10 protein-coding genes are annotated in these 12,006 nt (G+C 43.5%); 4 read left to right on the top strand and 6 right to left on the bottom strand.

Annotated elements, in window-relative coordinates; all coding sequences use genetic code 11:
• Positions 1 to 116: 116 nt before the first annotated feature.
• Entirely contained in the window at positions 117 to 956 is an 840-nt protein-coding gene (locus KJS58_RS10640; protein ID WP_213532508.1) for an AraC family transcriptional regulator, read from the bottom strand.
• Between the two features lie 114 nt (positions 957 to 1,070).
• On the opposite strand from KJS58_RS10640, the gene KJS58_RS10635 reads away from it, so the two are divergent.
• Entirely contained in the window at positions 1,071 to 3,098 is a 2,028-nt protein-coding gene (locus KJS58_RS10635; RefSeq protein WP_213532507.1) for a beta-galactosidase, read from the top strand.
• Between the two features lie 169 nt (positions 3,099 to 3,267).
• The gene (locus KJS58_RS10630) at positions 3,268 to 4,176 is read left to right on the top strand and encodes a hypothetical protein (protein ID WP_213532506.1); all 909 of its coding nucleotides are present in this window, start codon (positions 3,268 to 3,270) and stop codon (positions 4,174 to 4,176) included.
• Between the two features lie 78 nt (positions 4,177 to 4,254).
• On the opposite strand, the gene KJS58_RS10625 is transcribed toward KJS58_RS10630, so the two are convergent.
• Positions 4,255 to 5,772 (bottom strand): UxaA family hydrolase, encoded by a 1,518-nt coding sequence (locus KJS58_RS10625; RefSeq protein WP_213532505.1) that lies wholly within the window; start codon positions 5,770 to 5,772, stop codon positions 4,255 to 4,257.
• Entirely contained in the window at positions 5,759 to 7,273 is a 1,515-nt protein-coding gene (locus tag KJS58_RS10620) for a tagaturonate reductase (protein WP_213532504.1), read from the bottom strand. Before KJS58_RS10620 ends, KJS58_RS10625 begins: the two co-directional genes overlap by 14 nt.
• A 132-nt stretch (positions 7,274 to 7,405) precedes the next feature.
• Here KJS58_RS10620 and KJS58_RS10615 point away from each other — a divergent pair, with 132 nt between their 5' ends.
• On the top strand, positions 7,406 to 8,275 hold the full coding sequence (locus KJS58_RS10615; RefSeq protein ID WP_213532503.1) for an AraC family transcriptional regulator: 870 nt from the start codon (positions 7,406 to 7,408) through the stop codon (positions 8,273 to 8,275).
• 97 nt (positions 8,276 to 8,372) lie between these two features.
• On the opposite strand, the gene KJS58_RS10610 is transcribed toward KJS58_RS10615, so the two are convergent.
• Positions 8,373 to 8,960, bottom strand: a complete 588-nt coding sequence (locus KJS58_RS10610; protein WP_213532502.1) for an HD domain-containing protein — start codon at positions 8,958 to 8,960, stop codon at positions 8,373 to 8,375.
• Between the two features lie 235 nt (positions 8,961 to 9,195).
• Between KJS58_RS10610 and KJS58_RS10605 the strand changes: the two genes are divergently transcribed.
• Complete coding sequence (locus KJS58_RS10605; protein WP_213532501.1) at positions 9,196 to 9,867, top strand: tetratricopeptide repeat protein; 672 nt, start codon at positions 9,196 to 9,198, stop codon at positions 9,865 to 9,867.
• Between the two features lie 53 nt (positions 9,868 to 9,920).
• On the opposite strand, the gene KJS58_RS10600 is transcribed toward KJS58_RS10605, so the two are convergent.
• A complete protein-coding gene (locus KJS58_RS10600) occupies positions 9,921 to 10,997 on the bottom strand; it encodes a phosphotransferase enzyme family protein (RefSeq protein WP_213532500.1) in 1,077 nt (358 codons plus the stop codon).
• A gap of 89 nt (positions 10,998 to 11,086) precedes the next feature.
• Positions 11,087 to 11,752, bottom strand: a complete 666-nt coding sequence (locus tag KJS58_RS10595; RefSeq protein ID WP_213532499.1) for a GDSL-type esterase/lipase family protein — start codon at positions 11,750 to 11,752, stop codon at positions 11,087 to 11,089.
• Positions 11,753 to 12,006: the final 254 nt, after the last annotated feature.

Here is a 12,006-nt window from a genome sequence, read left to right as displayed (position 1 = left end):
GTCTATCTAACCCATCATCCTACATAAAACCGTTTTCATCAATCCTAAAGAATCATTTTGATCTATATATAGTCCCGATTAAAGCAACTAAAAGTATTAAGAGACTGTTTCACTCATTAGTACAATTTACGAAAATGTTCTGGTGTTACACCTTCGGTCTTACGAAAGGTAGCTACAAAATGGCTTGCATCCCGGAAACCGACAGCTTCTGCCGTTTCCTTAACCGTCATATCCGGACGTGATGTGAGAATTTCTTTCGCTCTGCGGATTCGTTTCAGGATAAAATATCCATAAGCGGTCTCTCCAAAAGATTGCTTGAAGAGAGTATTGACATATCGGGGACTCACCGAAAGTACAGCTGCCATTTCCGATAAACCGACACTCGGATCACTCAATTTTTCTTCCATAAACTGCAGCAGTGGAGCAAGCCTTTCAAGAGAGTGAGACAACGAAGGTGAATTTCCTGTCGTTCCATATTTTTTAAGCAGTAATAGAAAACGATACAGATCACCTGATGCTTCAAGACCGGTTAAATCCCGATCACTGCCGATTGAGCCAAGAACTTGTTCTCCAAAGAACTGGAGCTCTGAAGAAGGGTCCCACAGGTAACATGCCGATGGTTCAAGTTCCAGCGTTGCTAGAATAGCACTCGACTGCGGACCGCTAAACGTAATGTATAGAGTAGACCATAGCCTATCTGCTCCTTTTCTTTTGTACTCATGCGGTTCACCTGGGGCCACAAGTACACCGGTTCCCGGGAGAAGTCGATACGTTTTTCCGGCGAAAGTAAACTCTCCCTCTCCTTCCATGGTCTGCAGCCAGTGGTAGCAAGGATATCCTGCGGAACGCACGATCGATTCTTGATTCAAATTCGCTCCAATACTTTCAATATATAGTGGCAGCGGTTGTTCTCTGCTCGTCATAAAAAAACGCTGATGTTCTGGAGTAAGCAGCATAACTTCACCTCAAGTATAGTTCCATATTATTATATACATCTCTACAATTCTTATATTTTAAAAATATATCTCATGATATATCATGGACTTATTCTTATACAAGAGGTGAATCCATTGATTAGTTCCAAACTTCCTAAAATATTCTACGGCGGCGACTATAATCCAGAGCAATGGGACGAGGCAACACATCAAGAAGATCTTCGTATGTTCAAAATAGCAGGTATCGATATCGCAACGATTAATGTATTCTCATGGGCTAAAAACCAGCCTGATGAAGTCACCTATCATTTTGAGTGGCTCGATGAACTGATCGACAGCCTCTATGAAAGCGGTGTCTATGTCTGTCTAGCAACAAGTACCGGCGCTCATCCGGCATGGATGGCTACTAAATATCCCGATGTACTCCGTGTAGATCGAGATGGCCGAAAACGGAAGTTTGGCGGGCGACACAACTCCTGTCCAAATAGCCCGACCTATCGTTTGTACTCCGAACGGATTGCTAGCAAGCTTGCGGAACGTTATCAAGATCATCCTGCAGTACTTGTATGGCATGTTTCCAATGAATATGGCGGTGAGTGTTACTGTGACAACTGCGAACGTGCTTTTCGTGTATGGTTAAAACAACGTTATCAGAACCTGGATACCCTGAATAAAGCCTGGAACACTGCTTTTTGGGGACATACATTCTATGACTGGGATGAGATCGTACTCCCAAGTAATCTCAGTGAAGAATGGGGTGAGCGCAGAACTAATTTCCAAGGGATCTCCCTTGACTACTCTCGTTTTAATTCGGATAGTATGCTCGCTTGCTACAAGATGGAGTATGATGCAATTAAAAAATATATACCGGATTCTGTGGTAACGACGAACTTGATGGGATTCTTCAAACAACTTGATTATTTTAAATGGGCGAAACATATGGACATCGTATCTTGGGACAGCTACCCGAGTCTCACCACTCCTCCTAGTGAGACAGCGATGGCAAATGACCTAATGAGAGGTCTAAAAGACGGTATGCCGTTCATGCTGATGGAGCAGACTCCAAGCCAGCAAAACTGGCAGCCTTACAACTCTTTAAAACGTCCAGGCGTAATGCGTCTCCAGAGTTACCAGACGGTTGCCCATGGAGCAGATACGGTGATGTTCTTCCAGCTTCGCAGATCCATTGGGGCTTGTGAGAAATACCATGGTGCGGTCATTGAACATGTAGGCCATGAAAATACCCGGGTATTCCGTGAAGTAACTCTGCTAGGCCAAGAACTCGCGAAACTCGGAGATCGAATAATTGACTCTCGTGTAGAATCTAAAGTAGCCATTCTGTTTGATTGGGAGAACTGGTGGGCCATTGAGAAATCAAGCGGTCCTTCGGTAGCACTGAATTATGTAGAACAAATTCATAAGTACTATGCTGCCTTCTATCGCCAGAATATCCAGGTTGATATGATCAGCGTCGATACTGATCTTTCTTCCTATGAGGTTGTAGTAGCACCTGTGCTCTACATGGTGAAACCCGGATTCGCTAATAAACTGGAGACTTTCACAAAAAACGGCGGCACTTTTGTTACTACGTTCTTCAGCGGAGTAGTTAATGAGAATGACCTAGTCACGGTAGGAGGATACCCTGGTGAACTTCGAGATCTTCTCGGTATCTGGGTAGAAGAAATCGATGCACTATTCCCGGACCAGAAGAACAAAATGATTGTTAAAAACGCATATGGCAAACTTTCGGGCGAGTATGAATGCGGTCTGCTCTGTGATCTGCTCCATACGGAAGGTGCAGAAGTGATTGCTGAGTATGGTGAAGATTTCTATCAAGGCATGCCATCCTTGACCCGTAATGTATTTGGCCTTGGTGAAGCATACTATGTCGCTTCTGATCCAGAAATTAGCTTCCTAGAGGGCCTGGTTGATAAAATAGCAGCCGATAAAGGTATTGAACAGACGCTGGTTACACCTGATGGCGTTGAAGTCAGCCGCCGTGTAAAAGACGGAATCTCTTATCTATTTGTGCTCAACTTCAATAAGGAAGCTTGTTCCTATGATTTAGGTGATGTTCAGGTCGAGGATCTTCTGACAGGTACTGCTCTTCAGGGAACAATCCAAATTGAAGGACGCGGAGTACAAATTTTGCAAGTTAAATAGTTCTCTACAAGTGCTATCACAACTAGTTTCTAGATACTTATTCCCGTACGATCTGCAGTAGCAGAGAGTGCGGGAATTTTCTATTTCCCTTACCGTTTTGCAGGGAAATAGAGGAACACGAGGAATACAGAAGAGGATACGATCACGCACTGAAGGAGTGATTCAAACTATGACAACATATCCATTACTAGATGTGTCTCATCCGGTTGTGAAAAAAGCTCATCATTTCATGTACACCCATGCTCGCTTGCTGGATCGTTACCGTTTTGAATATGCGACAGGACAAAGATCTGCAGAATCCGTAGTCCAAGCGCTGGCCGCTTATCAAAATCAGGATGGCGGTTTTGGGCATGCACTAGAACCCGATATTCGCAGTCCTTACAGTCAGCCTCAAGGTGCTGAGTTTGCGCTTCATTTACTGGATGAAGTTCACTTTTATCCTGAACGTATCCTTACAGGACTTGGGTTTTTCCTGCAGAAACATGCGAATCCTACAACTGGCGGCTGGCCCTATTCTTTTAAGAACGTAAACGATTATCCCCATGCACCCTGGTGGACAACGGAAAAAGATGACACAGCTTCTCTTAATCCATCAGGTTCTATTATTGGACTACTATATAAATGTAAGGATTGGCATCCATTCCTTCGGGAAAACTGGTTTAAAAAGGCTGCAGATTTTGTTTGGTCTTCCCTTGAAAACACTGAACTAGAAGGATATCACAATCTTATTCAAGCGATACATTTTCTGGAAAATCAGGATGAGAGCGAGCGATCCATTCGACTTAAACAAAAACTCGATCATTTGCTAGAGCAGCCTGGTGTCATCGAGCTGAATCCAAAAGCAACCGGTTATGTACAAAAAGTGCTGGACTGGGCGCCTCGTTCAGACAGCTATGCAGCTCGCTTTGTACCCAAGGAGATTACGGAGCAGCATTTGGAGCATCTTCTATCCTCTCAACAAGAAGACGGAGGCTGGCCAATCTCTTGGCCTGCGCTAAGTGTAGCAGCCGAAGCAGAATGGCGGGGACATCTCACGATGGAGCGTCTTAAGACACTCGCTAGCTACGGAATCATCTAAAAGAACACGCTAAAAAAGGCCAGTAGAGAAATGCACTATCTCTGCCGGCCTTTCGCATTTTTCAGAATGATTTTACATCTATAAGATGACTCCATCTTTAAAAATCGCGATCTCACGGAAACCATAACGTTCGCTGTTCGTCACTTTATTCCCCGACGCAATATCAATCAGTTCTGCCAGAAATTCATTCGCAAGATCGTCCATCGCTTTTCCTTCGAGCAGCTGACCTGCATTAAAATCAATCCAGTGCTTTTTGCGATTAGCAAGATCCGAATTGGTTGCAATTTTAACAGTAGGAACCGGTCCGCCAAAAGGAGTTCCTCGTCCGGTCGTAAATAAAACAATATGTGCACCTGCAGCCGACAGGGCGGTTACGGATACCAGATCGTTACCGGGAGCCTCCACAATGTTGAGCCCTTTTTGCGTTACCTTCTTCCCATAAGCAACTACATCTACTACCTCTGAATGTCCGCCTTTTTGTGTACAGCCCAGTGATTTTTCTTCCAAGGTGGTGATTCCTCCCTCCTTATTACCCGGAGAAGGATTCTCATAAATATTCTGTCCATGGTTCACATAGTATTGTTTGAAATTGTTGATTAAGTTCACAAGCTCTTCATAAACTTCTTCACTGCGAGCTCTGTTCATTAGAATCGTTTCCGCTCCAAACATTTCCGGTACTTCGGTAAGAATTGCTGTACCGCCAGCTGCAACGAGCTTATCGGATACAGCCCCAACTAGAGGGTTAGCCGTGATACCCGAGAAACCATCTGAGCCGCCGCATTTCAGACCAATGGTAAGTTCAGATATAGGAACAGGTTCACGCTCCTGCTTCTCCGCAAGCTCCGTCAGTTCTTCTAATAAGCGCAGCCCTTCGGCCATCTCATCATCAATTTCCTGTGCTTTTAGGAATCGTACTCTCTCCCCATCCTCAGCTGGAATAAACGTCTTAAATTCTTCGATCTGATTATTCTCACAGCCAAGCCCAATGACTAATACGCCGCCGGCATTGGGGTGGGATACAAGGGACGCAAGGAGCTGCTGAGTATACTTAAGATCATCACCAAGCTGTGAACAACCGAACGGATGAGCAAAATGATAGACCCCGTCCACACGGCCCTGAAAAGCTGTATTCCCCATTTTCGCCAGTGCCTCACATACCTTGTTAATACATCCAACCGTATTAATAATCCAGATTTCGTTACGAATTCCTACCTTGCCGTTACTTCGTCTGTACCCCTGAAAAGTATGAAGATTCGCAGGAACAACCGCCGGTTTTTCGAGAGGGGTCTTTATATATTCGTAGTCAATAAGTCCGCTTAGTCCTGTGCTGACATTGTGTGTATGAAGCCATCTTCCTGTCTCGATCTGTTCCTTAGCGATACCTATGGAATAACCGTATTTCATAATATGTTCGCCTGCTTGAAGCTCCCTTACGGCAAACTTGTGCCCTTTTGGGACATCCTCTTTCAAAATGATATGTTGTCCGCTGGCTACCTCAATCTGTTCACCTGCGTTTAGATTACGGAGTGCAATGAGCACATCATCATTCGGATGAAGCCGTGTCCAATCCGTTACAGAAGATTCATACGTATTCATTATGCTCCTCCTCTTCCCACTTGTTCAGATGCTCTGCCACTTGATCCCGCAGCCCAGAGATCAGATCAAGGTTCTGTCCCCATATTTGTTCATCTGCCAATATATACGAAACGACCTCATTCATATTAGCTCCGCTGTACTGGGACCAATGCTGAGTCAAGGATGCAAGCAGCTGTTCCTCATCCCGCAGGATTACTATCTGCCCGCTAAAAGTGCTTGACACATATCCTTTATCCGTATGTTCCGCCCTATATAAACGAAGCAGTGCACTAAAAGAAGTGACGATTCGCTCAGGCAGAACCCCGTTTTTGTTGATACTTTCAAGCAGGGTCGGAAGCAGCCTTACTTTAAACTTAGAGATAGAGCCAAGCATAATATCTGTCAGTTTATGATTGATATAAGGATTCAGGAAACGATCCCACACTTCTTTGACATAACATTGCATTTCCTCCTCAGGCAGATCAAGGGCAGGAATGATTTCTTTTTCCGCTGCTTCTCTTACAAATACTCCAAGCTCGCTGTCTTCCATCGTCTCACGCACATATGTCTGACCTTTGAGTATAGCAATCGGGGTCATTAGGGTATGAGAACCATTTAGGAGACGTACCTTCCGAAGCTGAAACGGCTTTAGATCTGAGGTCCAGTGGATATTCAGTCCTGCTTGCGCAAGCGGAAGCCTGTCATCAAGGTCCGGTTCCCCTTCAATCGCCCACAGATGGTAAGGCTCAGCTAAGGTCATTAACTTATCTTCATATCCGAAACGCTCTGTGAGTACAGCCGCCTCTTCCTCTGAAGGGGCACCCGTGACGATCCGATCTACCAAATTATTCAGAAACCGATTGTCCTGCTGAACCCATTCCCGAAACGAATCCGAAAAGCCAAAATCAATACTATGCTGCAGCACGTATTTTTTGAGAACATCTCCATTTCGATCGACAAGTTCGCAAGGCAGAATAAGTACCCCGCTCTCTTTGCTTCCGGAATAGTGAGTATATCGTTCATGTAAAAACACCGTAAGTTTACCAGGAAAAGAATCGATCGGTACACCCTCTTCATATCTCGTCTCCAGGTAGGTTAAACCTGCTTCTGTCGTATTTGAGATGATAATATCCAGTTCAGGGCTTATCGCAAGCTGTAAAAAATCTTGCCATTCTTCATAAGGGTCGATTGTACGAGACAAAATAGGAATGATGGATGCCTTCTCAACGGCCGTCCCATTAACAATGCCTCTTGTCAGCAGCGTATACAGACCGTCTTGTTCCCGTATATTCAGCAGTTTCCCTCTACCTTTCCGTCTAGGCTGGGTTACAGCTACCGTTCCTTTAAACGCACCTTTAATAGCGCTTTCATAAATCATCCAATCTGCAAACCCCCGCAAAAAATTCCCTTCGCCGATCTGAAGAACTTTCACAGGGAGCTGTTTGATCTCGGAATGAACTGAATTTAGGTGACTGTTACTGTTCTGTATACTTAGTCTTGGATAATCCTTTTTTACCGTCACACTCTTCACCTCTATTATTAGTGGTTGTATCCTTATGTTGTTCATTGTATCATCATCTGAAAGAACATAAATTGCTATTTTTGCTTAAAATATACTCTCAGATGATATTGTATGTAGAAGGAGAGAGCAGCTATGAAATATGAGCTCGAGGCACCCGTGGATGGGCGTCTAAAAGCAGCAATCGATCTTCCTTTTCGCATGTTATATCATGAAACCAAACTTCCTGAACATGAACTTCCTGACCATTTTCATGACTGGCATGAACTGATTTGTGTACATCAAGGAGAAGGAAAAATGTTAATTGATCACTCGATCGTCGATATTAAGGCTAGAAGTCTTATCATTATTCCTGGCAATACACTTCATCGCACCTTTCAAGATGCAGAGAATCCGCTGACGTCTTCGGCTTTTTATATCAGCCCTGCTGTCTTTCAAGGTATGGGAGGAGAAGCAGCATCCATTCAGCAGTTTTTCGAAAGGTCTCGAAAGTCGCGAAATTATATCCAAGTACTGAACCACAAACAAATGGATGAATTCGAACGATGGATTGAACAGATTTATACAGAAACAGTAAGTCAGGAGCATTTGAGGACTTATGCCACCCTCTTGTTGTTACAGCTGATGCTGATTTCCCTGATGCGGATGACGGATGCTGTAAAACCTGAAAAAACAACGTTATCGGGGCCGATCTGGATGGCGCAAGCCCTTAAAAGGTTAGACGAGCACCTTCATCAGCCTGTGTCTCTTTCTGAACTTGCTCAGGATGCTTCCATCTCTACTGCTCACTTTAGCCGAGCTTTTAAACAGCATACGGGGATGACGCTCACCGAATATGTTGCGGCGAGACGCATCATTCTCTCGAAAGAAAAACTGCTGCGTACCGATGATACAATGGTAGCCATTGCGGAAGCCAGCGGGTTTGAGAGTCTTCCGCATTTTTACCGATTATTTAAGAAACATACCGGGATGACTCCTTCCTCCTATCGAAGACTAATGCGCTAAACGTTCTATTTGTTTCCTTAAAGTTAATATCTAATAAATAAAGGGAGGACTCCTCTTATTTTAAGAGAATCCTCCCTTCTCGCTTACTGAATTCGTCTTACGGTAACAGGTAACCCTTCTCTACCGCTTCGTCAATCAATTCATTAGCAAATGTATCTAGGGCAGGGCAAACCTCTTTTAGTACCGCCAGCCTTTTTCTAACAGACACAGCAGATACCTGATTGGCTCTCCAAGCTTTGCCTTCCGTATAAAAATTGTGAAGGACCGGCTGCAGACGATCCATCGCCGCTGCATACTGTGCCTCTTTTGTCAGGCCTTCTTCAAATTCAAGCCACAGATTCATCCATTCCTCTTTTTGTTCCGCTGGAAGCAGCCCATATATTCGTTTTGCCGCCGCAAGTTCTCTTTCCCATTTGTCTTCATATCCTTTGACATCGTAAGCGAACGTATCTCCCGCATCGATTTCTACCAGATCATGAATGAGAAGCAGGTGCAGCACTTTTGTCATATCTAAATCCTCATGACTATGTTCTTTCAGCAACAAGGCCATAACAGCAATATGCCAACTATGTTCCGCATCATTCTCGTGTCTTTCTTGATTCATTAGATAAGACTGCCGAAATACGTGCTTCAATTTATCAATTTCGCGTATAAACTCGATTTGCTGTCTGATTTTCTCTGTCATGATTGTACTCCTTTTTCCACATTATTTACTTCCATCTTACTAGACTTATAGAAACTCTGTCACGAGCGTATATGGTATAATATTGAAATGTTCGCTTCAGCGCGAGATACAATCATCTGCTGGAGAAGGATCAGACTAAAGTGACTCGGCGTGTATCGGAAGCAAACTCGGCAAGGTTCGTAATGCCATAAGTTCGACATGAGGAGATTACTAATTATTTATCAGGGGGAAGGTTATGAGTAAGTTTTTACTATTTGGTTTGCTTTTCTATATCATTGGTAATCCGTTTATTGCTATTATTGTACTGTTTCTTATTTTTTATCTTCTGGATCGGCGTTTTGTCGGTGTATTTCCAAGCATTACAAAACCTTTTAAACGGATGCGAAGCATCTCCAAAAATCGTCAGCAAATTGCGCTGAATCCAAATGACGTTACTTCCAAATTTGACTTAGCGAGACTCCTGATTGAACGCAAAAAGTACAGAGAAGCTCAGCAGTTACTACTATCGATTGAGTCGTCTTATGATCACTCAGCAGAATATTGGGATATGGTCGGAACGACAGAAATTCATCAAGGGCAGCTTGAACAAGGGGAACAACATACGCTGCACGCTACTAAACTGAATCCAAAAGTAAAATACGGCCAACCTTACCTCCGTCTTGCTTCTGCATACAAGGATACGGATCAGGCTAAGGCACTTCAATATGTAGAGAAATTTCAAGACATCCAGTCTTCCTCCAGTGAATCTTTCTATTACCTCGGACTTGTCTACGGAAAGCTCGGCCAAAAGAATGAGGCAAAAGAAGCCTACCGTCAGTCGATTGACGTATACCGCTCTCTGCCTAAATATAAAAAACGGCAAGAGCGTCGCTGGGCTGTCCGCAGTTTCTTTCGGAAATTAATATAAACAGATTAAAAAGCTTTCTTTTTCTATTCAACTGAAGAAGAACGCTTTTTTTTCTATAACAATTGTCTCACTCTAGCCTGATGTAACGCAAGCCACCTTACGCAGCTTATCAACTTCTGCAGCTGATCGCTAACTATATCTGCTGGATCAATTCCTTTATGATACCGAGTCAAAAAATGCATGACGACATCTACTCTGCGCAGAAGAACAAGAGACGGTATCATGTCCTTCTCTTCGGGTAGTAGGGTAACTTCGGAAGTATAGCCGCTGATCAGCGCATTAAGATTGTTCCACATCTTCTCTTCTGCTTTTGCGGTATAGTTCTCATTCAAAATCATGCCAGTGATGAGATCTGAAAGAGGAACAGCCAGTTCCATCACACGAAGGTCCCAAGTAGCAAACTCAAAATCAAGAATCGTGGTTATATCCCCTTCTTCATTTACTAAGATATTAGAAGCATTCAGATCTCCATGTACGAGTTGGTGAGGAAGATCTTCGAGTCCCCCGCGAGTCTTGATGAACAGCTCTTCAATTACTTCTGCTATTTCCTTGGTTTCTTGACGCAGGGTTAGAAAAGACGAGTCGGGTTGCTGTAGAAAGCGAATGAACTTTGCTTGCGAAATTTCCGGATAAGCTAGATCCAATCTGTAGTAAGGTGGATATACAGGCGCTAAAGGAACCGTTATTCGAGACAATGCGAGTGTAACCTGGCCCGCTTTTTGTCCCAATTGCAAGTATTGACTCGGCCCCATTCGTACCGCATTACTCCCTTCTTGATAATGAAATAAGGCTCCGATTTTCCCTTCGTGATGAGTAAATGTCGTATTTTCCAATGTCTGTACCAGCTGCGGATATACAAACGCTTGCTTATGTATTGTAAGGCTATTCAGAATAGCATGTTCATACTTAACCTTGTCTTTATCCTGGTGACTATTGTACATACGTAGTACATATCGCTTCCCTTTCAGATGAATCAAGTACGTAGAGTTGTTCATCCCTCCTGTTAACCGCCAAATCATACAATTCTCAAGTTCTGTTCCTGATAAGGAAGGCTCGAAGTAATTTATAAGCATACGGCGAACCTGTAATTCTTCTTCTTTTGTGATGGAGGATCTGTTTGCTATTTGCATATATGGTTGCTCCTTCTTCTATATCGAAATATTCCTCTAACCGAAACGTAGAGGATACAAGCTGGCTTTTGCTTGCACCCTTCCTATTCTTATTTCTTCTTTTTGCGTAATATGTGAGGCTTCTCTAGCTTCAACAGCGGAGCATAGCCTACACGATCCAGCTGCGATTCGATAACCCGATATCCTTTACTGCTTGGATGGACCTTATCAAAAAATAATAATTCCCTTTCCCTTCCCTGAAAAGCATACAGAAGCTGGGCCGTTGCTATTTTAGGACTATCTAGACTTGTAAGAAAGTCATTATATTGTTTCACCCAATGATAGGCAGCCTCATTCTTAGGCAGCGGATTATACAGTCCGACGAGCCGAATAAAGTAAGGTGAATCCTTTTTTAAGGATTGGATCTGTGAAAGCATCTCTCTCATATGATACTCACATACGTCCAAAGTCTGGGTGAATAATGGAGAACTCAAATTCCACCTCGTTGAACGAGCTGCCTGAATCAAATCATTCCCGCCAATGGAGATCGTAATAATGTCAGCATGTACAATGAGATTCCGCAAGTATTGATTGTATCTTACCATGGATAGAAGTCTTTGGGACGTGAGTCCATTGATTCCTTGGTTACTTACAAGAACAGGACTGCGTAAATGATACTCCAGTCTTTTTTGATAGAGTGGAACAAACCCGCTTCCAAATAAAGCACCGATACCTACCGTCAGTGAATCGCCAAGTGCCAGATAACGGTACACCATTTCTACTCCTCCTTTCTCTATGACTTCATCGATTTCAGAAGAATATGGCAAGGGTAGTGATCATACAACATATGTAAAAATGGAAGCAGGCGGCACGGCAAGTTATCTTTCCTCTCCTTTTTTATAAGACGGATTGTAATATGAAGTGCGACACCTAGTTCAAAATAAAAAATGGCCCATGGCCGGATTCGTGTAGAATGGAGTTACCACACAACACCTACAAGGAGAATCCGCCATGAGCTATACACATCTTA

The sequence above is a fragment of the Paenibacillus sp. J45TS6 genome (assembly GCF_018403285.1).
GTDB lineage: Bacteria > Bacillota > Bacilli > Paenibacillales > Paenibacillaceae > Paenibacillus.
Note: the sequence above shows the minus strand (reverse complement) of the source record. Positions and strands in the feature narration are given on the sequence as shown.